Annotated in this window: 21 protein-coding genes and 1 pseudogene; 11 read left to right on the top strand and 11 right to left on the bottom strand. The window is 42.3% G+C overall.

Annotation, left to right across the window (positions count from 1 at the left end):
• Positions 1–219: 219 nt before the first annotated feature.
• The 3 genes from PN457_RS16590 to petM form a co-directional block, all read right to left on the bottom strand.
• On the bottom strand, positions 220–1,137 hold the full coding sequence (locus PN457_RS16590; protein ID WP_271734614.1) for an NAD(+) kinase: 918 nt from the start codon (positions 1,135–1,137) through the stop codon (positions 220–222).
• Positions 1,138–1,259: 122 nt separating this feature from the next.
• The gene (locus PN457_RS16595; RefSeq protein WP_271734616.1) at positions 1,260–2,264 is read right to left on the bottom strand and encodes an SDR family oxidoreductase; all 1,005 of its coding nucleotides are present in this window, start codon (positions 2,262–2,264) and stop codon (positions 1,260–1,262) included.
• A gap of 177 nt (positions 2,265–2,441) precedes the next feature.
• On the bottom strand, positions 2,442–2,546 hold the full coding sequence (gene petM, locus PN457_RS16600; RefSeq protein ID WP_010998885.1) for a cytochrome b6-f complex subunit PetM: 105 nt from the start codon (positions 2,544–2,546) through the stop codon (positions 2,442–2,444).
• A gap of 385 nt (positions 2,547–2,931) precedes the next feature.
• Here petM and pdxA point away from each other — a divergent pair, with 385 nt between their 5' ends.
• From pdxA to PN457_RS16620, 4 genes are all read left to right on the top strand, one after another.
• Positions 2,932–3,990 carry a 4-hydroxythreonine-4-phosphate dehydrogenase PdxA gene (pdxA, locus tag PN457_RS16605; protein WP_271734619.1) on the top strand — a complete coding sequence of 353 codons (1,059 nt, stop codon included), beginning with the start codon at positions 2,932–2,934 and terminating at the stop codon, positions 3,988–3,990.
• A gap of 229 nt (positions 3,991–4,219) precedes the next feature.
• Complete coding sequence (locus tag PN457_RS16610) at positions 4,220–6,079, top strand: NAD(P)H-quinone oxidoreductase subunit F (RefSeq protein ID WP_271734621.1); 1,860 nt, start codon at positions 4,220–4,222, stop codon at positions 6,077–6,079.
• A gap of 48 nt (positions 6,080–6,127) precedes the next feature.
• Positions 6,128–7,630 (top strand): NADH-quinone oxidoreductase subunit M, encoded by a 1,503-nt coding sequence (locus PN457_RS16615; RefSeq protein ID WP_271734623.1) that lies wholly within the window; start codon positions 6,128–6,130, stop codon positions 7,628–7,630.
• 52 nt (positions 7,631–7,682) lie between these two features.
• Positions 7,683–8,996, top strand: coding sequence for a CO2 hydration protein (locus PN457_RS16620; RefSeq protein WP_271734624.1), 1,314 nt, complete (start codon positions 7,683–7,685; stop codon positions 8,994–8,996).
• Positions 8,997–9,320: 324 nt separating this feature from the next.
• On the opposite strand, the gene PN457_RS16625 is transcribed toward PN457_RS16620, so the two are convergent.
• Positions 9,321–9,773: a hypothetical protein gene (locus PN457_RS16625; RefSeq protein ID WP_271734625.1), complete on the bottom strand. Its 453-nt coding sequence runs from the start codon at positions 9,771–9,773 to the stop codon at positions 9,321–9,323.
• Positions 9,774–9,877: 104 nt separating this feature from the next.
• Positions 9,878–10,372, bottom strand: a complete 495-nt coding sequence (locus PN457_RS16630; RefSeq protein ID WP_271734627.1) for an RpnC/YadD family protein — start codon at positions 10,370–10,372, stop codon at positions 9,878–9,880.
• A 188-nt stretch (positions 10,373–10,560) separates the two neighbouring features.
• On the opposite strand from PN457_RS16630, the gene kdpA reads away from it, so the two are divergent.
• Genes kdpA through PN457_RS16650 form a run of 4 tightly spaced genes read left to right on the top strand, consistent with a single transcriptional unit; the run spans position 10,561 to position 15,677 of the window.
• The gene (gene kdpA, locus PN457_RS16635; protein ID WP_271734628.1) at positions 10,561–12,246 is read left to right on the top strand and encodes a potassium-transporting ATPase subunit KdpA; all 1,686 of its coding nucleotides are present in this window, start codon (positions 10,561–10,563) and stop codon (positions 12,244–12,246) included.
• Between the two features lie 27 nt (positions 12,247–12,273).
• On the top strand, positions 12,274–14,343 hold the full coding sequence (gene kdpB, locus PN457_RS16640) for a potassium-transporting ATPase subunit KdpB (RefSeq protein ID WP_271734629.1): 2,070 nt from the start codon (positions 12,274–12,276) through the stop codon (positions 14,341–14,343).
• A gap of 24 nt (positions 14,344–14,367) precedes the next feature.
• On the top strand, positions 14,368–14,556 hold the full coding sequence (locus PN457_RS16645) for a potassium-transporting ATPase subunit F (RefSeq protein WP_271734630.1): 189 nt from the start codon (positions 14,368–14,370) through the stop codon (positions 14,554–14,556).
• A gap of 11 nt (positions 14,557–14,567) precedes the next feature.
• Entirely contained in the window at positions 14,568–15,677 is a 1,110-nt protein-coding gene (locus tag PN457_RS16650) for a sensor protein KdpD (RefSeq protein WP_271734632.1), read from the top strand.
• Positions 15,678–15,826: 149 nt separating this feature from the next.
• On the opposite strand, the gene PN457_RS16655 is transcribed toward PN457_RS16650, so the two are convergent.
• On the bottom strand, positions 15,827–16,477 hold the full coding sequence (locus PN457_RS16655; protein WP_271734633.1) for a ribonuclease D: 651 nt from the start codon (positions 16,475–16,477) through the stop codon (positions 15,827–15,829).
• Between the two features lie 88 nt (positions 16,478–16,565).
• Complete coding sequence (locus tag PN457_RS16660; protein ID WP_271734634.1) at positions 16,566–17,120, bottom strand: CAP domain-containing protein; 555 nt, start codon at positions 17,118–17,120, stop codon at positions 16,566–16,568.
• Between the two features lie 335 nt (positions 17,121–17,455).
• Here PN457_RS16660 and PN457_RS16665 point away from each other — a divergent pair, with 335 nt between their 5' ends.
• Positions 17,456–18,361: a DNA-methyltransferase gene (locus PN457_RS16665; protein WP_271734636.1), complete on the top strand. Its 906-nt coding sequence runs from the start codon at positions 17,456–17,458 to the stop codon at positions 18,359–18,361.
• On the opposite strand, the gene larE is transcribed toward PN457_RS16665, so the two are convergent.
• Positions 18,343–19,164, bottom strand: coding sequence for an ATP-dependent sacrificial sulfur transferase LarE (larE, locus tag PN457_RS16670; protein ID WP_271734637.1), 822 nt, complete (start codon positions 19,162–19,164; stop codon positions 18,343–18,345). The genes PN457_RS16665 and larE overlap by 19 nt on opposite strands.
• 95 nt (positions 19,165–19,259) lie before the next feature.
• Between larE and PN457_RS16675 the strand changes: the two genes are divergently transcribed.
• Entirely contained in the window at positions 19,260–20,126 is an 867-nt protein-coding gene (locus PN457_RS16675) for a branched-chain amino acid ABC transporter permease (protein ID WP_271734640.1), read from the top strand.
• A 20-nt stretch (positions 20,127–20,146) separates the two neighbouring features.
• Here PN457_RS16675 and psaX read toward each other — a convergent pair whose 3' ends face one another.
• The 3 genes from psaX to PN457_RS16690 all read right to left on the bottom strand — a co-directional run bounded on the left by psaX (position 20,147) and on the right by PN457_RS16690 (position 22,956).
• Positions 20,147–20,281: a photosystem I protein PsaX gene (gene psaX, locus PN457_RS16680; RefSeq protein WP_089090711.1), complete on the bottom strand. Its 135-nt coding sequence runs from the start codon at positions 20,279–20,281 to the stop codon at positions 20,147–20,149.
• A gap of 84 nt (positions 20,282–20,365) precedes the next feature.
• On the bottom strand, positions 20,366–21,277 hold the full coding sequence (gene lipA / locus PN457_RS16685) for a lipoyl synthase (RefSeq protein ID WP_271734645.1): 912 nt from the start codon (positions 21,275–21,277) through the stop codon (positions 20,366–20,368).
• 116 nt (positions 21,278–21,393) lie between these two features.
• Positions 21,394–22,956, bottom strand: coding sequence for an NAD(P)H-quinone oxidoreductase subunit N (locus tag PN457_RS16690; RefSeq protein ID WP_271734643.1), 1,563 nt, complete (start codon positions 22,954–22,956; stop codon positions 21,394–21,396).
• A gap of 459 nt (positions 22,957–23,415) precedes the next feature.
• Here PN457_RS16690 and PN457_RS16695 point away from each other — a divergent pair.
• Positions 23,416–23,722 (top strand): annotated as a pseudogene (locus PN457_RS16695) (hypothetical protein); the annotation flags it as partial.

Consider the following 23,722-nt stretch of genomic DNA (forward strand, 5'->3'; position numbering starts at 1 on the left):
ATAGCGGTAGTCTTTCTTGTAAATCTTAAGAGAAATATCGCGTCTGGCTAAGGCGTGCAAGTCTACTAAGGGATAACCGCTCCCATGCTCCCGTTGAAGTAGAAAGTAAAGTCTAGCTTTGTCTAGGTTTTATATAGCAGGTATGCGCCGGTAATCAAGATAGATGCAATTTTTATCCCTGATTGCCGGTAGCAGATGATTCCTAGTAATTTATGGTTACTAAGGGAGCTCTACCGATGTCGGTTTGGCGATATGTGGTAGACCCCAACCGAGCTTTTCTCGCAAGATGCGGAAAAATTCCGGCGGTTGCAGACGAATGAATCGGACACTATAGCGCGATCGCACTAAACATACCCGATCTTCTGGGAAGATATAACATCCCCCATTACCATCAACTACCATCACCAGTCGGGGAATATTGACTGGGTAGATGTTGACTGTTTCTGTATCTGGAAATACCAACGCCCTAGAAGCCAGAGAGTGAGGGCAAATGGGTACTAACTGCAAGACAGGTACACCAGGAGTGATGACCGGACCCCCGGCACTTAATGAATAAGCAGTGGAACCCGTGGGGGTAGAAACTATGATACCATCCGCCGCAATATCCACTGGTGCGTGTCGCCCCACAGCAATTTCAAAATGGCACATAGAGGTTAAGGGTTCTCGATGCAAAACCATTTCATTTAAGCAGAGGGCTTCCCACAGCACGGACTCACCGCGAAACACCCTCACAGTGAGCATGGCTTGTTCTTCGATGTCAAAATCACCCGCCATCGCTTGCTCTATAGCTTGAGGGAGTTGATTAACATAAGTTTCCGTCAAAAATCCCATATGACCGGTATTCACCGTTAACAGGGGAATACCAGTAGGGGCGACCTGACGGGAAGCTGCTAAAACAGTGCCATCTCCCCCTAGTACCACAGCGAAACTCATTTCCGAGTCGAAACCGGGGGGAGTTAGTCCATCAATGGGGGTGTGGCACACAGGACTCTCTGGACTAGAGTAGCCCAATATACCACCCATACTTGTAGTGGTAATTACATCCCAGCCAGCGGTGGTAAGTTTGTCTTGCAGTTCCATAGCGATGCGACTCGCTATCGGTTTAACGTTATTGTAAATAATGCCTGCTTTCGGCACACTCAAATATCCAAGTTTTGGCGATGCTTTTTACTTCTGTCATCCTGACATATTTTGGACACTGTAGTCATTAGTCTCTGAAAAAATCCCCATGAATCACCAATGACCAGGAACTAATCATTTTATTGACTATTAACTTTGGAAGACTGCTTAAACGGAGTCTTTTTAGATTTCTCTTTTTTTTGTTTCGATTTATTTTTCTCGTAGTCTAGCTCTTTGAGCTTCTTCATAATGCGACTGAAATAATCTTGTAGGTAGCTTTCCAGAGTTGTGGTTTGTTCTTTGTCTAATCCCAAGAGTTGGTAAACATCATCCATGGGAGCATTTAACGGTTTACCACTGGCTAGGACTTCTGTAAATTCCAGCCTGTCTGCAACGTTCCACCCCCACTGAAAGAAGCGGATAACTCGGCGCACTGTACGCAGTAGGTTAATTGGCATTTTGGTGATTCTGGCTTCTTTCCCAGATAAACGCTCACACAGGTTAATAATTTCCTCAGCGCTCCAAGGGCGAGTACCCACCACAGGGAAAGCTTGTTTGTGCGTTTCTGGCACACTCAAACTGCGAATAGCAAATTTAGCGATGTCTTGAGTATCCATATAAGCCACTGGGGAAGAATTACCAGTTACCCAAACTGGTTGATTTTCCAAAATGGGGATACCATATTGACCGATTAGGCCTTGCATAAAGCCAGCTAGCCGCAAAATTGTGTAGTTTATACCAGACTCAGCTAAAAATAGTTCTGTACACCGCTTAATTTCCATCAGTGGTACTTCTGGATACTGGTCTGCATCAAGAATAGAAAAGAATATAAAACGTTCTACACCCGCAGTTTTTGCGGCTTGAATTAATGCGACCTTACCATCCCAATCCACTTGTTTAATAGTCAGTGAATCTGTAGCACGAGATGTCGCCGCATCAATGACCGCTGTTACACCCTCCATCGCTCCTGTCAGGCTTTGGGGCTTACACAAATCCCCTTTGACTAATTCAGCACCCCATTCTTTGAGAAATGCAGCTCTTTTGGGACTCCGCACCAGACAGCGTACTTTATGCCCCTCATCGATCGCACGACGAGCCACTTGTCTTCCTAATGTGCCAGTGGCACCGACAATTAATAAAGTCATGAGGTTAGTAATAAATTTTTAACTTTTATGAAATGAATCTTAACAGAATTAGCTGTCTAAACAAAAGTTTACATTATTTTCATTAATCTCTTGAATCTTGGCAGGTCTGGGAAGCGGGAAGCAAGAGAAGTTAATTCTATGTCTCGGTCTCGGTTCCCAGCCCCCACCCTGCGAGGATTATTCCTCTGCGCCCTGAATTTTCAGTAATAAAGCACCTAAGGCCCAACCCACGAAGATTAAACCGAAAGACAACAGCGCTGCATTCAGAAGTTCGCCGCTCATGAGTGTGATTCTCCTTTACGAATGGTTGATGTTCAGTTTTGCTAAAGGAAAACCTTAAGATTTCCTCTTAACTGGGCTGCTTTCACTAGATTGAGTCATGACTCTAATCTAATTTTCACCAGTTCCATGACAAAATGCTCACAATTGTTCACATTTTTTTGGCTTTTACTCAGAAGTATCGCCACTATGCTAGTCCACCAGTTGACACCACCAAGGCATAGCCCTGAGGCATATTCGGTTAAACTAGCTCTACTAGAAGCGCTATCAAGGCTTCTTTTTCATGAGACCTGTGTAAATAATTCTAAACCAGTTTGATGCTCAATCCCTAATTTTCCCTTTGACAAGTTCCTAGATGGCAGTTTTATTCAATATATCTTTGTATTAAATGAATCAAATCAAAACAGTGAAATTCTCAAATATAAATCCCCCGCGTTTGGCGTTAACACTGGGAGACCCGGCTGGAATCGGACCAGAGGTAATTTTAAAGGCTTTGGCTGATAGAGCTATTCGTCAAAAATATGACCTGACAGTTGTGGGTAATAGAGATTTATTGTTAGGGGTCTATGAACGACTCAATACAATTGATTTAGCTCATCCAGACCAGTTACAAGTGCTGGATGTGCCATTAGATAGGGAAATTACAGACAATATTATTGTGGGTCAGGGTAATGCTGCTAGTGGTGCGGCTAGTTTTGCCTATATGGAAGATGCGATCGCCAGCACATTGTCGGGTAATTTTGATGCTATTGTCACCGGACCGATTGCTAAATCTGCTTGGAAGTTGGCAGGTTACAATTATCCCGGACAAACCGAACTTCTAGCCGCAAAAGCTGGGGTTGACCGCTTCGGGATGTTATTTGTCGCCCGCTCTCCTCACACTGCTTGGACACTCCGCACTTTACTAGCTACCACACACATTCCCTTAAGTCAAGTAGCCCATACACTCACACCAAAATTATTGACAGAAAAATTAGATTTACTGGTGGAGTGTTTAGAACAGGATTTTGGCTTAAAAACTGGCAGAATAGCGATCGCCGGTTTAAACCCCCACAGTGGGGAAGAAGGACAACTAGGAACCGAAGAACAAGACTGGTTAATTCCCTGGTTAGAACAAGAACGACAAAATCGCCCCCATTGGCAGTTAGAAGCGCCCATACCACCTGATACCATGTGGGTTAAGCCGGGTCTTGCTTGGTATGGTCATACTTCGGTGCATAATCCCGCCGATGCTTATTTGGCGCTTTACCACGACCAGGGCTTAATTCCCGTTAAGTTGATGGCTTTTGACCGCGCCGTTAACACTTCCATTGGGTTACCTTTTGTCCGCACTTCTCCAGATCATGGTACAGCATTTGACATTGCAGGACGGGGAATTGCTGATGCTACCAGTATGAAAGCAGCTATAGAGTTAGCGGCGGAATTAGTTATCAACCGTAAACCATAGATTATACTCTATGGTTTAGTCATAAACAATTGATTGTCTAAGAATTAATTAGAGTAAAGATTATAGATTAGTCTAATTATGTAATTCCTTTTTGGCCAGAAAAAAGGTAAGCTAGAAAAATTAAAGAAAAATAAATTTATCATTCGCCAAATAAGTAGCTAACTGGAAGCCAGAGGAAATTATCTCTAGTGCCTAGCTAATTTATACCATCAATAAAGAGGTGAATTTCATGATTCAGTTTCTCATAGGGACTGTTTGGCTAGTCCCTTGTTATGCCTTTATCGGTGGACTTTTAGCCATCCCTTGGTCACCGGGAGTCATTAAGAAAACCGGCTCAAGACCAGCAGGTTATGTCAATTTATTCATGACATTTTTGTCATTACTTCATAGTGTCTTTGCTTTTATATTCATCTGGAATCAACCCCCCCAAGAAATATTTATTCCTTGGCTATCCACCGCAGGTTTAAACCTCACCATTACCTTAGAAATTTCTGCAGTTAGTGTAGGTGCAATGGTGGTAATCACTGGATTAAATTTCTTAGCACAAATTTTTGCAGTTGGTTACATGGAAATGGATTGGGGTTGGGGGCGCTTCTATTCTTTATTGGGATTGTTTGAAGCGGGATTATCTGCCCTAACTTTGTGCAATGATCTGTTTTTCAGCTATGTAATTTTGGAAATTCTCACACTAGGAACCTATCTGTTAGTAGGGTTATGGTTTAGTCAACCCTTGGTAGTCACTGGTGCTAGAGATGCTTTCCTCACCAAGCGGGTAGGAGACTTATTCTTACTCATGGGAGTCTTGGGTTTATGGACTTTATCAGGGACATGGGACTATACAGAGTTAGCAGCATGGGCGAGTAATGCTGAAGTAAATCCCACGGTGATCACATTAGTAGGTTTAGCATTAGTTGCTGGACCTATGGGTAAATGCGCTCAATTTCCCCTGCATTTATGGTTAGATGAAGCCATGGAAGGACCTGTTCCCAGTACAATTTTACGTAACTCCGTAGTGGTTGCTAGCGGTGCCTGGGTATTAATTAAACTCCAGCCTGTATTAAGTTTATCCCCTGTGGTTTCATGGTTTATTGTCGCCATCGGTGTAGTTACTGCTGTAGGTGCATCCTTAATTGCGATCGCTCAAGTTGACGTTAAACGCTGCTTATCTTATTCTGTCAGTGCTTACATGGGCTTAGTGTTTATTGCTGTAGGGATGCAACAAGATGAAACAGCATTATTACTGGTACTTGCCCATGCTTTAGCATCTGCATTATTAGTCATGAGCACCGGGGGTATTATCTGGAATAGTATCACCCAAGATGTTACTCAACTAGGTGGGCTGTGGACACGTCGCCCTATTTCCGGGTTAGCTTTTATCGTCGGTACTTTGGGATTAATTGCTTTTCCCCCCTTGGGTGGCTTTTGGGCGTTAGTGAAATTAGCTGATGGACTGTGGGAAAATTACCCCTGGTTAGTGGGAATTATTCTCATAGTCAACACCTTAACAGCCATCAGTTTAACGAGAGAATTTGGCTTAATTTTTGGTGGTCAAGCTAAACCAATGAGTGAGCGATCGCCCGAAGTTCATTGGCCGATGATCATGCCCATGGTGATCTTATTTGGCGTAGTCCTGCATTTGCCTTTAGTTTTACAAAGCTTATCAATATTACCTAGTTGGGCAACCCTGAATAAAGATTTAGTACTATTACTGATTTGGTCAAGTATTTTTGGTTGTAGCATTAGCGCCGTCATTTATTTAGGTAACATTCCCAAACCAATTCGCCTACCTTGGCAACCTTTACAAGACTTATTAGCATACGACTTTTACACACCCAAAATCTATCGGATGACCATCATTTTCAGCGTTGACCAACTTTCTAAATTCGCTGATATGATTGACCGCTTCATAGTTGATGGTATCGTCAATTTCGTCGGTTTATTTTCCCTGTTAGGCGGCGAAGGATTGAAATACAGCACCACTGGACAGACCCAGTTTTATAACTTCACTGTACTGTTAGGAGTCAGCATTTTCTGTGTATGGATAACCTGGCCTTTCTGGAAAGTACAGTTTTTAAGTTTGATGTTTTAACGCCTCAACCGTAAATCAACACCAAGGAAAACATCGGGACCATATCATATGTTGAGTTTTCTCATTTGGATACCAATTATTAGCGCCGTAATTATTGGATTTTTACCTCATAAACTCCTATCCCCTAGTCGCATTCGCCTAGTATCTTTAACCATAGCCGCCATAGTCTTAGGCTGGAACTTGTTGATTTTAGTGAAATTCGACCCCAGCAACTCTGGAATGCAATTTCAAGAATATCTCCCCTGGAATGAAACTTTGGGTTTGAGTTATCAACTGGGAGTTGATGGCTTATCAATTTTAATGTTGGTACTCAATAGTTTACTCACCTGGATAGCCATTTACAGCAGCAACAAAGAAACTGAACGCCCTCGACTATTTTACCCCCTAATTTTATTCGTGAGTGGGGGTGTGGCTGGTGCATTCTTAGCAGAAAACCTGCTGTTATTCTTCCTATTCTACGAACTAGAATTAATCCCCTTTTACCTGTTAATTTCCATTTGGGGAGGAGAAAAACGCACTTATGCGGGGATAAAATTCTTAATTTACACTGCTGTTTCCGGTGCTTTGATTTTAGCCAGCTTCCTAGGAATGGTATTTCTCAGTGGAGGTACCAGCTTCGCTTGGGATAGTTTATCTATTCAAAACATCGCCCCAGCTTTGCAACTTCTCCTCCTAGGAGGAATTATTTTAGGCTTCGGAATTAAAATTCCTCTAGTTCCCTTCCATACTTGGTTACCTGATGCTTATGTAGAAGCTTCCGCACCCATTGCTATTTTATTAGGCGGCGTTTTAGCTAAGTTGGGAACCTATGGACTGTTACGCTTTGGGATGGGAATGTTTCCCCAAGCTTGGAATGTGGTAGCACCAACCTTAGCCCTGTGGGGAGCTATCAGCGCAATTTATGGCGCTGTAATTGCGATCGCCCAAAAAGATATCAAGCGCATGGTAGCGTATAGCTCCATCGGTCACATGGGTTATATCTTACTAGCTAGCGCCTCTAGCACAGCCTTAGCCCTAGTGGGTGCAGTGGCTCAAATGTTCAGCCATGGTTTAATTTTGGCAATTCTTTTTCACCTAGTCGGGGTAGTAGAAGTCAAAGTTGGTACAAGGGAATTAGAAAAACTCAACGGTTTAATGAGTCCTATCCGCGGTTTACCCTTTATTAGCGCCCTACTAGTTCTCAGTGGTATGGCCAGTGCGGGTATTCCCGGTTTAACAGGATTTATAGCCGAATTTATTGTATTTCAAGGTAGTTTCTCAGTCTTCCCCATACCCACACTACTATGTATAGTATCTAGCGGTTTAACAGCGGTGTATTTCGTCATACTCCTCAACCGTACCTGTTTTGGCAAGCTGGATAATAATTTGGCTTACTATCCCAAAGTTTTGTGGTCAGAAAAAGTTCCCGCCTTAGTATTAGCAGCTCTCATTATCTTCTTGGGTGTACAACCCACCTGGTTAGTCCGTTGGAGCGAAACTACAACTACAGCCATGGTAGCCGCAATTACCCCCATAGAAAAAACCATAGTTGCTCAAATTCCCCACAATTAGCACTTCTGATCTTTGACCAACCCTTGACCATCATCATTGCGAGGCCATAATCATGGTACAAACTCCAGAGAAACCCACAAATAAACTACCTCCTTCCCGACATGAATTTGCTGATGTGATTCATCGCCTTGAAGCTGGTGGTTCTATGTTACCCGATACACCAGAAAATTTAAAACAAATCATCGGCATTTATAAAGCCTATGCAGTACCGATGGATTTTTACTGGCGTAACTTGCTGTATATTGCCGAACGAGTATTTTTAAATCCCCTACCCTTTTTTAAATACTTCTTACCTCAAGAATACTTAGAACTCCATAATCATTATGCCGGTGACGATGCAGAACTGAGAGTCTGGCGCGGTCAGGCCACCGCACACCCTGAACTTTTGGCATTTATCGAGAAGGGTGAAACTATAAAAATGCCCAAATTATTACATCACCTATTCCATGACCGCATTAATATGGAGTTTGCCGAAGCCTGTATGCGGGCTATGTTTTGGCATAGAGGAATGGGTGGTAAATTTGACCCTTACTTAGACACACCGGAGTATAAGGCCAACGCCGATAGAGCCATCAAAGCCTATTTTCAAGGTAACCCATTCATGTTAGGGCTTTATAAACTCTTCCCAGATATGTTTATAGAACAATGTCGCCAAATGTCTTACTATGCCAATTTGGGGCTATTCTGGGAAGTCATGGCCCCTGTGTTTTTTGAAATGTCAGATTTATATGACGAGGGGAAAATTACCACAGTCCCGGAGGCTATGAATTTTCTGGTCAATGGCATTTTTGCAGTCGCCAATCGTCCCATTTACCATCATGTTTATATCCGGGGTGAATGTTACGAAATTATCCCCAAATCTCAAGGCTTTGTCTGGCTTTATGAAGCGGCGTTACCTTATGTAGAAGCGGTTTTTTATCGTACTGCACCTTTTAGAGGGACAAAATCTTATAATGCTCAAGCGCGCCAAATACCAGATAACCAAGCAGATTTTCACTATGGTATTCTTTATGCTGATGTGTTCCCCGTCGGTACAGCAGGTATTCCCCCAACACTGTTAATGCAAGATATGTTGCACTTCTTACCACCATATTTAGTGGAAGAATATAAACAATATTGTCGGGGTGAGGATGATATGTTGATTCAGTTGGGAGTTAGTTTTCAACGTTCAATGTACAATGTTACCTCTGCGGTGATTCAAGCCTTACGCACGGCCCTTCATTATCCTTTAGATGACCCTGAACCTGAGCATTTACAAGCTAATCGAGACTTTTTCGAGGCGCAGTTAAACCGCTTTACCCGTTCTGACTACGGTATTCGTGATGCGGCCCGTCTGGGTGACGTTCAACGCCAAGATTATCGCTGAAGTGTTCCCTAAGTTCCCTGAGCGAAGTCGAAGGGAACGACTAATATCCCCGACTTCTTACATAATTGGGAAAATCTCAGATAACTTGTGCAGAAGTCGGGGATCTGTGTGACTCGAAGCTCATATATTTAAAACATGCGATCGCGAAGCCCTGCTGCACTGAGCAGATATCCTTTACCAGTTGCGTAAGGAGTAAATTAGTTAATTTTTCCTCAAAACTTAATTGCAAATATCGAGATAAAGCCATCATTAAATCAATGACCTTATGTAAACTATATTATCAATTGTTGGGTTACGCCCTGCGCTTAACCCAACCTACATCTATTAATCTACTGCTGGTAAATCAGAGTTAACCAGCTGTGCAAATTCTTCTAAAGAACTAACATTAATTGCTGATACAAATATTTGTTCTAAAAAAGATGTATCATCAATTTTATTAATGCTCGCAACCAGATTTTCTGGAATGTCACCAAACCGCACTTGTAGGAGTTTGATAATATTTTGTTTCAGAGTTTGCTTGGTGGTTTTTTCTATAGTCCGTTTTTCAATGTTCGTTAACAATGGCATTTTTAGTTTCTCCTGATAATTAGTTAATTTTTCCTCAAAACTTAATTGCAAATCTCCAGATAAAGCCATCATTAAATCAATGACCTTATACAAATCCACAATTTTTTTACGGTTATAACCTCTTTCATAGAGTAATCTAGCTAACTTCCACTTCCACTGTTCCCTAACTGACAGATTGCTATTAGTGGCTTTAGTCTTTAAATGTGCCATCACCACTATAGTCATCCTATTTGACTTGAGAAATTATGAGTGAGGAAAGGGAACAGGGAACAGGGAACAGGGAACAGAAATTGTTCATGAATCATTTAGGATTGCTATATAGCAAAAATATTATTACTTTGCTCTAACTCCTCCCATTGATAATTTAGCAGCTTAACACTAGAAAAATTAAAGATTAGTTGACTACTCCCTAAACCATATCGGTAAGAATTAGGTTGCCAATTTTTCGTTTCATCTCCTAGTATAGCTAAACTAATCACCGGTTTTTGATATAAATCAAAAGCCCGATAGTTGTAGATAAACATTCGTTGGGAAAATTCTTTATCATATTGACTTTGTACTTCTACATGAATTAATACCCAAACTTCTTGATTATCTAACAACCACACCTGAAATAATTTATCAGCATGGCGTGTTTTACTCTCCGCAGTTGCGGTAATCTGCTCCAATTCTTTATCGAGAGAAACGGGGGTTTTATTCCAATCTATTTCTTGATTTATTTCTGGGTAAAAGAAGGCGACAAAGGAATCAAAATAATCTCCTATTACTTCTTTCCATGTTTCATCATAGTTAGCTGTAATTTCGGTCATGGTCATTAGAGTTTGTTATTAATTATTTTTTCTGCTTCTTTGGGGAAATCAGTTATTTTCACAGGATGTAAGATATTATGTTATGTTGACATTTAACCACGTCATAGAACAATTGTATGTGAATATGTAAACTTTTCTTATAACTTCAACATCTCTGGGAAAATTATGTACTGGGAGCCTATTTAATCATGTTACAAGGATGGATACAAATCGCCTTTACCCTAGTCATAGTCATCGGCACAACTCCATTATTAGGAAGGTACATAGCACAAGTTTTCATGGGAGAACAAACACTACTCGAACCCATAATTAATCCCTTAGAAAGAATAATTTATGCCTTAAGTGGGGTGCGTCACCAGGAAAATATGACAGGATGGCAATATACCCAAGCCTTGCTCCATAGCAATTTAGTCATGGGGATTTTAGTTTATTTAATCCTCATGTTCCAAGAATGGTTACCCCTAAATCCCACAGGATTAAGCGCGCCTAATTGGGATTTAGCATTACATACTACCATTTCCTTTGTTACCAACACCAACCAACAGCATTATACTGGTGAAACCACCTGGAGCTATGCCAGTCAAACCTTCGCTTTAGGTTTTTTAATGTTTACCTCAGCCGGTACCGGTATAACAGTTAGTATAGCCTTTATTCGTGGTTTAACTGGCAGACAGTTAGGCAACTTTTACAGTGACCTCATCAGGTCAATTACCCAGATATTATTGCCCATATCAATAATTGGCGGCTTATTATTGCTATTGGCTGGTGTACCAGAAACCTTAGCAGGACCAGCAACAGTCACCACCTTAGAAGGTGCCACCCAAGTAATAGCCCGTGGTCCAGTGGCCCACTACGAAATTATTAAAGAACTCGGAGAAAACGGTGGTGGCTTCTTTGGTGTCAACTCAGCACATCCCTTTGAAAATCCTAATGGCTTCTCCAACTTATTAGAGCAGTGGGCGATGATGGCCATACCCACATCACTAATTTACACCTACGGTATATTTATGAATAACCGTAAGCAAGCATGGTTAGTATTTTGGATGGTATTGATAATTTTCCTCTTCTTAGTAGGAATCACAGCAGTAGGCGAATTTGAAGGAAATCCCTTAGTTAATTCCCTCTTAGGAGCAGAGCAACCCAACTTAGAAGGAAAAGAAGTAAGATTTGGTTGGGCGCAAACCGCACTCTGGGCGGTCATGACCACAGCCACAATGTGCGGTGCTGTCAACGGAATGCACGATTCCTTAATGCCTCCTGGGGGTTTTGTCACCCTCTTTAATATGTTCTTACAAATAATTTGGGGAGGACAGGGAACCGGTACAGCGTACCTATTCATCTACTTAATTTTAACAGTATTTCTCACAGGCTTAATGGTAGGGAGAACACCAGAATTTTTAGGCAGAAAAATTGAAAAAAAAGAAATTGTTTTAGCCAGCATCATCTTATTAGTTCACCCCTTCGCCATTCTCATTCCTTGGGCGATTGTCTTTGCCTTTCCTAATAGCCTCTCTGGTATTAGTAACCCTGGATTTCATGGAGTTTCCCAGGTAATTTACGAATATGCTTCTGCGGCAGCTAACAACGGTTCTGGTTTAGAAGGATTAAATGATCATACCCTATGGTGGAACCTGAGTACAAGTATCAGTATCTTAGCTGGGCGTTATATCCCTATCATGGCACTGTTACTTTTAGCAGATAGTATGTCTGGTAAAAAACCAGTACCTACCACCACCGGAACCCTGAGAACCGACACCAAACTATTCACAGCAGTTACAGCGGGGGTAATTTTAATCTTGGGCGCTCTCACCTTTCTCCCCGCCCTAGTCCTAGGTCCGGTAGCAGAAGCATTTCAACTAGTAGCAGGAAACTAAGCAAAAATTCCACCCATTCACCTAAAAATGGCAACAACTACAAGACGGCGAAAAAAACGCAGACATAAACCCCAAGTCCCACCATCTCAACTATACCCCCAAGCATTCCGGCAAGCATTTGTCAAACTGCACCCACGTAACATGATCAAAAATCCAGTCATGTTCCTAGTCTGGTTAGGTACTATCATCACAGCAGCAATGACAATTGCACCGAATATATTTGGCTCAACTACAGGGGAAAATCCCCGACTATTCAACGCACTAATCACCTTAATTTTATTCTCCACCGTTGTCTTTGCTAACTTTGCCGAAGCCGTAGCCGAAGGACGAGGTAAAGCCCAAGCGGATGCTTTGCGCTCTGCAAAATCCGAAGCCAAAGCCCAAAAAATTCTCCCCGATGGTTCTATTCAAGAGGTGAATTCTACAGCCTTACGGCGAGGGGATACAATCAAAGTCACCGCTGGTGATGTCATACCCGCCGATGGTGAAGTGATTAGCGGTGTAGCCTCCGTTGATGAATCAGCTATTACAGGAGAATCAGCACCAGTATTAAAAGAACCGGGTTCAGACATTGCCAGTTCTGTAACCGGAGGAACCCGTATAGTCTCCGACGAGCTGATCATTCGAGTCACCACCGACCCCGGACAAGGTTTTATTGACCGCATGATTAGTTTAGTAGAAGGCGCTTCCCGCAGCAAAACACCTAACGAAATTGCTTTGACAGTTTTGCTGGCAGTGCTCACCCAAGTATTTTTAGTGGTAATTGGCACAATACCTACAGTGTCATTTTACCTCAACTCACCCCTAAGTATTGCGGTACTCATAGCCTTACTTGTGGCTCTAATTCCTACTACCATCGGCGGCTTATTAAGTGCGATCGGCATTGCGGGAATGGATAGAGTAGCTCAGTTTAATGTAATTGCCACTTCCGGGCGTGCAGTTGAAGCTTGCGGGGATATTAACACCCTGATCTTAGACAAAACCGGTACGATTACTTTGGGAAACCGCCTAGCAGAAGAATTTATTCCCGTCAACGGTCATTCTATGGTAGAGGTAGCCCAAGTTGCCCTAGCATCCAGTATCTTTGATCAAACACCAGAAGGTAAGTCAATTGTCACACTGGCAGAGAAATTAGGCGCAAAATTAGATTTTGACCCTCAACAAGCCGAAAGTATGGAATTTTCCGCCAGAACTCGCATGAGTGGCACTAACTTATCTAACGGCGTAGAAATTCGCAAAGGCGCAGTCAATGCTATTAAAGGATTTGTCAGGTCTCGCAATGGAGATTTAACATCTGAGCTTGACACCGCCTTTGAAAGAGTCTCCCAACTAGGTGGCACTCCCCTAGCTCTATGTAAAAACAATGAGATATATGGTGTAATTTATCTCAAGGATATAATCAAGCCGGGGATTCGGGAACGATTTGACCAGATGCGACGCATGGGCATTAAAACCATCATGCTCACAGGTGATAACCACATGACCGCATCTGTAATTGCCCAAGAAGCCGGAGTTGATGACTTCATCGCCGAAGCCACCCCGGAAGACAAAATTACAGTCATTCAGAGTGAACAAGCCCAAGGAAAACTGGTAGCCATGACCGGAGATGGCACCAACGATGCTCCCGCCTTAGCTCAAGCCAATGTAGGTGTAGCAATGAATACGGGTACTCAAGCAGCCAAAGAAGCCGCTAACATGGTAGACCTAGATTCTGACCCCACCAAGTTAATTGATCTTGTCACTATTGGTAAACAATTGCTGATTACCCGTGGTGCACTCACCACCTTTTCCATTGCCAACGATATCGCCAAATACTTCGCCATCCTCCCGGCTATCTTCGCTGGTATTGGTGTTGGCCCTCTCAATATTATGGCTTTAACCAGTACCCAATCTGCCATTCTCTCGGCCTTAATTTACAATGCCTTAATCATTCCCGCCCTCATTCCCCTAGCACTAACTGGCGTTAAATTCCGACCACTCACCGCCGACCAACTTCTACAACGGAACATATTCATCTACGGACTGGGCGGCGTGATCACACCCTTCATTGCCATCAAAATCATAGACCTTTTGATCACAATCATAGGACTGGCATAATCCCACAGCCTTTGGGTTTTAATTATGAAAAATCTATCTCTTACTCTGTGTCTTACCCTCTTCCTTAATTTATTCCTAGCACAAATCCTCTACGCCGCCACCCCTGAAGCAATATCACGCTCTGCATCCTACGCCATTACCCTTTTAGGACTAGCAACTTTTGCCGTCAGTATTTATTTGTTTGTCGTCATTTTTCAACCAGAGAAGTTTTAACTATTTTACTTATGTTTGATTCCTCTGATCATATTCATCTTCTCCCCCTCCGACGTGGGAAACATAAAATTTTTATTGGTATGGCTCCCGGTGTCGGCAAAACTTACAAAATGCTTGAGGAAGCACATCAACTCAAACAAGATGGAATTGATGTAGTGATCGGAATCTTAGAAACTCATGGACGCAAGGAAACCGCCATGAAAGCTGCGGGAATAGAGGTAATTCCCCAAAAAGCTTTTATCCACCAGAACGTTACTCTACAGGAATTAGATACAGATGCAATTGTGCAACGTTCCCCTCAACTCGTTTTAGTGGATGAACTCGCTCATACTAACGCCCCTGGTTCCCCAAGGAAAAAACGCTATCAGGATGTAGAAGTTATTTTAGCAGCGGGAATTGATGTTTATTCTACTGTTAATATTCAACATTTGGAAAGTTTGAATGATTTAGTCGCCAGAATTACAGGTGTTGTGGTGCGAGAGCGCATTCCTGATTATGTGTTAGATGAAGCTGATGCTGTTGTGGTGATTGATGTGACACCACAAACTTTAGAAGAGCGCTTACAAGAAGGCAAAATTTACGCTGCTGAAAAAATTGAGCCATCTCTGAAAAACTTTTTTCGCCGTCGTAATCTGATTGCTTTACGGGAACTAGCATTAAGAGAAGTAGCAGATACCGTGGAAGAAGAAGCAAATACTGCCAACTTTTTACAGCCTAATTACAACATTCAAGAACGGGTTTTAGTATGTGTATCTACTTATCCTGGTTCTGTGCAATTATTACGCAGAGGCGCACGTATTGCCCACTATATGAATGCTCGACTGTATGCTGTGTTTGTGGCCAATCCTGAACGATTCTTGACTAAAGAAGAAAGTTTACACATAGATACCTGTGAGCATTTATGCCGGGATTTCGGCGGAGAGTTTTTACATATTAAAAGCCAAAATGTTGCTCAAGAAATTTCTCAACTAGCAACAAATTATCATATTACACAAATTATTATTGGTGAAACTAAACAGCCGCGTTGGCAAAGATGGTTTCAAAAGTCTTTTACTCAACAAATGATAGATTTAACTAGAAATAGAAATATAGACTTACATATTATTTCCACAGATAAATAAGTCATTGAATCAAAACCCAGATACCCGGAATTTCTTTGAGAAATTCCGGGAGCTAAGTGTGTAGATAGTTTAAATATGGTGTCTCCCTGCCAAAATTACCCCGTAAATCTGGAAAAAAATCTTTAATATTGCAGCAAGTATTAAGTAAATCAATGTTCAAATAAATCTTTAAATTGCAATAAATCTAAGGTGACAAGGGTCGGTAAAACTTGAAAGCATTCTTGAGCAATTTCCCAACGTTCTTCCCGTTTGAGCATCGCTGTAAGTTTTTGCTGTACACTCAATAGGTAGCGGACATCATTAGCAGCATAGTTGAGTTGAGCCTCTGATAAATTGGCAGCGTTACCCCAATCGGAACTCTGAGAGCTTTTGTCTAATTCTATTTGTTCTAATTCCTGAACTACATCTTTGAGTCCATGACGATTGGTGTAGGTACGAGCTAGCTTACTGGCAATTTTGGTACAAAACACAGGTTGAACTCGAATCCCCAGATGATAACGCAAAGCCGCAATATCAAAGCGGGCGAAGTGGAAAACTTTCACCACGTTGACCGCTTCCAAGAGTATCTTTAAATTTGGGGCTTCGGTTTGGCCTTTGGTGATCCCAATTACCGTGACTTGTCCCTGAAGATTACATAGCTGAACTAGACAGAGGCGATCGCGCTGTGGTAATAGTCCCATGGTTTCAGTATCCACAGCGATCGCCTCTGATTTTAAATACTCAGCCAAAGCAGCCTCAGTCAAGTCACCTATGGCCGCGCCACGTAGGCTATCACTGATTTGAAAATCTTGTAATGTCATGAACTACCTAAATATAAATGTAGTGTCTTTGAGAAAAAAACTATCAGACACTACATTAATTATGATGCCAAAATCGGTGTAAATCAATCTATCTACTGCGAATAAAAATTTGAGTTAGGTAAACTTCTCCTTCCTTGTTGGTAGCAACACCAATCCCCGTGAGGTCGTAGTCGCCATGAATATTCTGCAAGTGTCGCGGACTTTTCAACCACCCGGTAATGGCTTCGCCGACTGGATTACTATATCCTTTATTTAAGGCTAGATTCTCTGAGGCGTTATTATACTGTAGGGGAATGGCTGTGACACGCTGTTCAAATCCCTCATGGCTAAACGGGACTTTACCATTAGCCATGTTTTGGCTATGAATCCTCGCCTGTTGGCTAATATCTGTATTTAGTCTCAACTTTGGCAGATTCTGAGAGACTCGATATTGGTTAATTTTGTCAAAAACTGATTTCTCTAGTGCATTGGTTTTAATAGTAGTAGTAGTAGTTAACATTGCAGCCTGACTTGGAGGAATTAACAAAGGTTGACTACGATTAGTTGACTCTGTAGACCTGTGAGACGTTATGGAGGTATTCATTAATCCACTCGCAAGGACAAGCGTACTTAAAGCGATACCAAAAGCAGGTTGTCTAAACATGGACAGTTGCTTGATATGTGTAATTGCTAGACCTATAATCTAACTTCTGGTTCTAGGAATATATAACAGGATAATCTCGAAAATTAATTAAATTCAGGCATTTTGGCAAATAATCTTTAGTTTAATTAATGTATAATTTAGAACAATATAAATAAATGCCGACAATCTTCCACCGCTTCTATAACACTACGCATTTTGGTGAGGATGTTTTAGTTCTTGAGAAAATTTGTCCACAGATGAACACAAATCTAGAGGTCTTAGCGGTGTACAGATAACTTTATGGTAGATACCAAGTAAAATACCTATATAAATAAATTTTTAACTTGTGAAAGCTCTTGTCAGAAGAAATAATCAAATCACCACAAGATATATGTTTAAGTCCTTATTACTCCCAAAGGTTGGGAAAAGCATATTTGGGTGATAGTCTCCATCTGGTAAAATCCATGGAGCCGAATAGTATTAATCTGATCCTCACTTCACCACCATTTGCTCTCGCACGTCAAAAAGCATATGGTAACGAAAGCCCAGAAAAATATATTGAATGGTTTTTACCTTTCGCTCAGGAGTTTAAAAGGGTTCTAACTAATGATGGCTCATTGATTTTAGATTTGGGGGGCGCTTACCTGCGTGGTCATCCGGTGCGCAGTATCTACCAATATGAACTTCTGGTGAGACTGTGTAAAGAGGTTGGCTTTTTTTTAGCCCAAGAATTCTATCACTATAATCCTGCACGATTACCTACCCCTGCGGAGTGGGTGACAATCAGGCGAGTTCGTGTGAAAGATTCGGTAAATGTAGTTTGGTGGTTGTCAAAAACACCAAATCCTAAGGCTGATAACAGAAAAGTTTTAAAGCCATATAGTCAGAGTATGAAACAACTACTGAAAAATGGCTATAAAGCTAAAATGCGCCCCAGTGGTCATGATATTTCTGATAAGTTTCAGAAGGATAATCAGGGCGCAATTCCGCCAAATTTGCTAGAAATTGCCAATACTGAATCCAATAGCGCTTATTTACGGCGTTGTAAAGCAGAAGGGATTAAACCCCACCCCGCGCGGTTTCCTGTCAAGTTCGCTGAATTTTTCATCAAGTTTTTAACTGATGAGGGTGATATGGTGTTAGACCCCTTTGCAGGTTCCAATACCACTGGGTTTGTGGCTGAAAGTTGGGAACGCCGATGGATTTCTTGTGAAATTAATCAGGATTATGTGATGGGGAGTCGTTATCGGTTTAGTGATTGAAGAGCGAGACCTTGATTTAACTTACCACTGCGATAACCTTCTAAATCTAGAGTGACATAGATAAATCCCAACTCCTGAAATGCAGCAACTAGGGACTGTAAATTGGTAGTCAAGATAAAATCTTTGATATTTGCTGGTAATAATTCAATTCTGGCGGTATCACCTTCAGAACGCACGCGCAAATTCTCCCAACCCAGTTTTCGCAGATAAATTTCTGCTCTACCTACTCTTTGTAACTTGGCTATGGTAATCTCTTCACCGTAGGGAAAGCGAGAACTTAGACAAGGTTGAGCGGGTTTATCCCACCAGGGTAAACCGAGTTGTTGTGAAAGTTGACGGACTTCGGCTTTGCTGACACCGACCTCTGCTAAAGGCGATCGCGCACCTCTTTCTTTTGCTGCTTGAATTCCTGGGCGATAGTCCTGTAAGTCATCAGCATTCACCCCATCTACTACATAGGGATAACCTAACTGCATAGCTAAGGGTTTGAGGGTATCATGCAATTCACTTTTGCAAAAATAACAACGGTTGACAGGGTTAGAAGTGTAATTGGGATTGTCCATTTCATGAGTTTGGACTATTCTATGGGGAATCCCTATAGTTGCGGCTTGAATTTTCGCATCTTCTAGTTCTTCTGGTAACAGGGAAGGAGAAACAGCTGTGACAGCCAAAGCGCGATCGCCCAATACATCATAAGCAATCTTGGCCACCAAAGTGCTATCAATTCCTCCGGAGTAGGCAATCAAAGCCTGTTGCATTTCGCCAAATAAAACTTTTAACTGGTCAAACTTTTCCGTCAACATGATTTTGAAATCTACTCTCAACCCTATAGCACCCAATTAATTCTATTCTAGCGGATGTGTATATGGGTTGAACACCCACCGAAAACATCAAACTTATGGATATACAAATTGCTCAACTAATTGTTAATGGTATAGCTGTAGGTAGCATTATCGCCCTGGCCGCAGTGGGATTGACCCTGACCTACGGTATTTTACGGTTATCTAATTTTGCTCACGGTGATTTTCTCACTCTCTCTGCCTATTTGACCCTGTTACTCAATACCAGTGGTATCAATATTTGGCTATCCATGATTCTGGCGAGCGCGGGAACAGTAGCAGCAATGCTACTGTCTGAAAAGTTGTTATGGGCAAGAATGCGCTCTATTCGTGCTACCTCCACAACCTTAATTATTATTTCCATTGGGCTGGCTTTATTCCTGCGCAATGGTATTATCTTTTTCTGGGGCGGTCAAAACCAAAATTACAATTTACCCGTTACCACTGCTTTGAATGTTTTTGGCATCAGGATACCCCAAAATCAATTGCTGGTATTGGGGTTAGCAGTGGTGGCAATTTTGGCCTTGCACTACCTGCTGCAAAATACCAAAATTGGTAAAGCCATGCGTGCAGTTGCTGATGATTTAGACTTAGCTAGGGTTTCTGGGATTAATGTCGAGCAGGTCATCCTGTGGACTTGGATTATTGCGGGGATATTCACCTCTTTGGGTGGCAGTATGTACGGATTGATTACAGCAGTACGTCCCAATATGGGCTGGTTTTTGATTTTGCCCTTATTCGCTTCCGTAATTTTAGGCGGTATTGGTAACCCCTACGGTGCGATCGCCGCCGCGTTTATTATTGGTATCGCTCAAGAAGTGAGTAGCTTGTGGATCGGTTCACAGTATAAACAAGGTATAGCACTGTTAATGATGATTTTGGTGCTGCTCATTCGCCCCAAAGGTTTATTTAAAGGTACGATTTAAGCAGCACCGTCCACTTCTAATTATTCAATGATGTGGAAATAATAAGCTGCAACTAAGAAGTTAACAGCTAATAACAGCAATGCCCAGGCAGCACGGAAGGTGTAGGGGGGTTTAGCGCCCGTTGCTGGAACGGGGGAATTTTGAACTTTAGCCATCAGTCGTTCTCCTTCTTTTTTGACTTTATTCAGAAATACCAAACAGTCGTACCAAAAAACCAAAATCCTTTAAAAATATTTGTGTCAACCTTCCTGACCAGCATGGTAAGAGCTACGCACCAAAGGACCACAACGGACGTGGTTAAATCCCATTTGCCGTGCTACCCCTGATAGTGTATCAAATTCTTCTGGTGTCCAGTATTTTTGCACTGGCAAATGTTCTAAGGAAGGGCGCATATATTGGCCGATGGTGAGGCGATCGCATCCCACCGCCCTTAAATCCGCCATAGTTTCTATAACTTCTTCCCTGGTTTCACCGTGTCCCACCATTAAACCGGACTTAGTGGGGATAGTAGGATCAATTTCTTTCACCATAGCCAACAGATTCAGGGAGCGATCGTACTTAGCACCCCGACGCACCGGACCTGTTAACCGCCGTACCGTCTCCACATTGTGATTAAAACAAGCGGGTTTAGCGGTGACAATTGTGGCTATTCTTGCTCGTTGTCCTGATTCTCCCGCACCAGCGCCGCCCCAAAAATCTGGTGTTAGCACTTCGATTTGAGTTTCTGGATTTAACAGGCGAATATTATCTATTGTCTTGACAAAATGCCCCGCCCCCTGGTCTGGTAAATCATCACGGGCTACAGAAGTCAGAACCACATAACGTAATCCCAACAGTTGCACAGCTTCAGCTACTTTTTGCGGTTCCTCTAAGTCAATAGGCATAGGGGCATGACCCTTATCTACTTGACAAAAAGCACAAGAGCGTGTACAAACTGGGCCTAATAGTAAGAAAGTGGCAGTTTTTTGACCATAGCATTCTCCTCGGTTGGGGCATCGTCCCTCTTCACAAATTGTATGAATTTGGCGTTGCTTAATAATCCGTTGTACAGTAGAAAGCTCACTAGCCCTGCCAATAGAGCGGCGTAACCAGCTAGGCATAGTTAGGCTCCCGGTGGGGAGGGGTTGGGGTGCTGGTTGTGGCGTAGTCATAGACATTTAAGCAATATCCAAAAGTACTGTGGCCCTAATGATGGCTTTGACACAAATTTAACATAATTCAGCAGGGGTGCTAGTTTCTGGCACCCCCTAAAGTTGCAACATCCAATCTACAACTCTTCTAGTTCTGGTGTTGAGATTATACTTACCTGGTTTTTCTCCACCGCTGTTGCTTGTAGCATTGCAGTATTAGAGATAGAATTGTTAGCCAGTGTAAATAGTGGATTGGACAAAATACCCGCGATGGAAGTCGCAATTAAAGTTACTATTAGTCCCACTTGCAAAGGTCTAAACCCTGGCAAGTTCCACTGTACTGCTGGATAATTTTTGACTACCTCTGACATTTCCTGGGGTTCCTTGACTACCATCATTTTTACCACGCGAATGTAGTAATAGATGGAGACAACACTAGTAACTAAGCCAAGTAAAACTAACCAGTAAAGTCCAGCTTGCCAACCAGCCCAGAACAGGTAAATCTTGCCAAAAAACCCTGCTAATGGCGGAATCCCACCCAAGGAAAGTAGAGATATACTCAAACCGAGTGTAAGCAGTGGGTCTTTTTGATACAATCCAGAGTATTCGGCAATTTGGTCTGTTCCTGTGCGTAGGGAGAAGAGAATCACGCAGGTAAAACCGCACAGGTTCATGAACAAATACACCATGAGGTAAAATACCATGCTGGCGTATCCGGCTTCAGTTCCCGCAATCATGCCAATCATCACAAATCCAGCTTGAGCAATGGATGAATAAGCTAACATCCGCTTCATGCTAGTTTGGGCCAGGGCGACTATGTTACCCAATACCATACTTAGGACTGCAAGGGCAGTGAAAATAAATCTCCATTCCTCCGCAACTAGGGGGAAGACTGTTGTCAGCAAGCGAATGGCCAGGGCAAACCCAGCGGCTTTGGAACCCACCGATAAAAAAGCAATCACCGGGGTGGGAGCGCCTTCGTAAACGTCTGGGGTCCACTGGTGAAAGGGTGCGGCGGAGATTTTAAAGCCGATACCGGCAATCACGAAAATCAGGGCAATTACCAAACCTAAAGACTGACCACCATTAGCAGCAGCAATACCATTAGAAATCGCCCCTAATTCTGTTTGTCCACCTGATAGACCATACAGCAGGGAAACACCGTATAAAAATATTGCCGTACTGGAGGCTCCAATCAACAGGTATTTCAGCGCAGCTTCGTTAGAGCGGGGATCACGCTTGGTATAACCTGTGAGTAAGTATGAAGAAATACTGAGGGTTTCCAGTGAGATGAAAATCATCACCAACTCACTAGCACCGGATAAAAACATCCCTCCCACGGTAGCAGTGAGCAAAATAGCGATGAATTCTGCTAAAGCAGTACCACTTTGCTCAATGTAGCGAATTGACATCAATATAGTTACCGCAGCAGACAAAGCAATAATACCGCGAAAAACAATACTCAGGTCATCACCAATAAAGCTCCCGGTAAAGGAAATGGGATTAGTAGCATCCCATTGAAGATAGAGAGCGCCAACCGCAGCCACTAAACCGGCGATCGCCACATATCCAATCCAGCGTGAGGAGCTACGTCCCAAAATCAAATCAACAATCAAAACCCCTAAGAGGGTGACAATTACAATCCCCTCTGGCAAAATCGTTCCAGCATTTAACTGGGATGTCAGATTAGAAAAATCCATGAGATATATAGGTTTTGACGATTAGACATTAAGGAAGCATCTGAGTTTATTCTATTGTTACCGTTGGATATTTTCGATATTTCTGTAAGGTTTTCTCAAAAATTCTTCCCGTGTCATCCATTGTTGGGACCTATGCGGAATGTAACAAATTGTTACAACCTCCCCTTCGATCCCAAAAAGAATCCCATAGCGTTTTGAGTAGAGAACGAATCGCACATTCCCCTACTATACATATTACACCTACCGAATAACTGGACTTTAGACTAAAAATACAAGCTGCTTGAATAATCCCTAAGTAGTGAGACACTTATCCAAGCAAAGGAGAACTAATGTCTGAGTCGTTAAATTTTTGCAGTCCTGGTTAGGTAATAAGTAGAAACTAAACCCCAGAATAACCGGTATTTTGGGGTATCATCGCTGATGTATCCTCATGGTTAATCAAATAACCATTTATTACCCATGTCCTTTGACAATCTCTGCAAGCTGCTATCAGAAAAACACCCGCAAAGGTTCGCCAGTTGGGTATTAGGGACACAGCAAGGGGATGTGACAGTTCTCAAAACCGAATTAAGCATAGAACCCATCCGCGCCGATTATGTCACCTTTTTACAACTGCAAGGCAGGATTTTACATTTAGAATTTCAAACCAAATTAGAATCCACACCACCCCTACCACTGCGAATGTTAGACTATTGGGTAAGGTTGTATCGCTTGTATCGTTTACCAGTGACACAAGTAGTAGTATTACTGCTTCCTCCCCTGGATG

The sequence above is a fragment of the Anabaenopsis arnoldii genome, assembly GCF_028331025.1.
Lineage (GTDB): Bacteria > Cyanobacteriota > Cyanobacteriia > Cyanobacteriales > Nostocaceae > Anabaenopsis > Anabaenopsis arnoldii.

Excerpts from the sequence above, each read along its gene's own strand:
- kdpA (WP_271734628.1), top strand. The coding sequence starts at position 10,561 with ATGTTACAAGGATGGATACAAATCGCCTTTACCCTAGTCATAGTCATC.
- PN457_RS16595 (WP_271734616.1), bottom strand. The coding sequence starts at position 2,264 with ATGACTTTATTAATTGTCGGTGCCACTGGCACATTAGGAAGACAAGTG.
- PN457_RS16650 (WP_271734632.1), top strand. The coding sequence starts at position 14,568 with ATGTTTGATTCCTCTGATCATATTCATCTTCTCCCCCTCCGACGTGGG.
- petM (WP_010998885.1), bottom strand. The coding sequence starts at position 2,546 with ATGAGCGGCGAACTTCTGAATGCAGCGCTGTTGTCTTTCGGTTTAATC.
- PN457_RS16610 (WP_271734621.1), top strand. The coding sequence starts at position 4,220 with ATGATTCAGTTTCTCATAGGGACTGTTTGGCTAGTCCCTTGTTATGCC.
- PN457_RS16625 (WP_271734625.1), bottom strand. The coding sequence starts at position 9,773 with ATGGCACATTTAAAGACTAAAGCCACTAATAGCAATCTGTCAGTTAGG.
- psaX (WP_089090711.1), bottom strand. The coding sequence starts at position 20,281 with ATGGCTAAAGTTCAAAATTCCCCCGTTCCAGCAACGGGCGCTAAACCC.
- PN457_RS16620 (WP_271734624.1), top strand. The coding sequence starts at position 7,683 with ATGGTACAAACTCCAGAGAAACCCACAAATAAACTACCTCCTTCCCGA.
- PN457_RS16655 (WP_271734633.1), bottom strand. The coding sequence starts at position 16,477 with ATGACATTACAAGATTTTCAAATCAGTGATAGCCTACGTGGCGCGGCC.
- PN457_RS16660 (WP_271734634.1), bottom strand. The coding sequence starts at position 17,120 with ATGTTTAGACAACCTGCTTTTGGTATCGCTTTAAGTACGCTTGTCCTT.
- PN457_RS16675 (WP_271734640.1), top strand. The coding sequence starts at position 19,260 with ATGGATATACAAATTGCTCAACTAATTGTTAATGGTATAGCTGTAGGT.
- PN457_RS16615 (WP_271734623.1), top strand. The coding sequence starts at position 6,128 with ATGTTGAGTTTTCTCATTTGGATACCAATTATTAGCGCCGTAATTATT.
- PN457_RS16630 (WP_271734627.1), bottom strand. The coding sequence starts at position 10,372 with ATGACCGAAATTACAGCTAACTATGATGAAACATGGAAAGAAGTAATA.
- PN457_RS16690 (WP_271734643.1), bottom strand. The coding sequence starts at position 22,956 with ATGGATTTTTCTAATCTGACATCCCAGTTAAATGCTGGAACGATTTTG.
- larE (WP_271734637.1), bottom strand. The coding sequence starts at position 19,164 with ATGTTGACGGAAAAGTTTGACCAGTTAAAAGTTTTATTTGGCGAAATG.
- lipA (WP_271734645.1), bottom strand. The coding sequence starts at position 21,277 with ATGACTACGCCACAACCAGCACCCCAACCCCTCCCCACCGGGAGCCTA.
- pdxA (WP_271734619.1), top strand. The coding sequence starts at position 2,932 with ATGAATCAAATCAAAACAGTGAAATTCTCAAATATAAATCCCCCGCGT.
- kdpB (WP_271734629.1), top strand. The coding sequence starts at position 12,274 with ATGGCAACAACTACAAGACGGCGAAAAAAACGCAGACATAAACCCCAA.
- PN457_RS16645 (WP_271734630.1), top strand. The coding sequence starts at position 14,368 with ATGAAAAATCTATCTCTTACTCTGTGTCTTACCCTCTTCCTTAATTTA.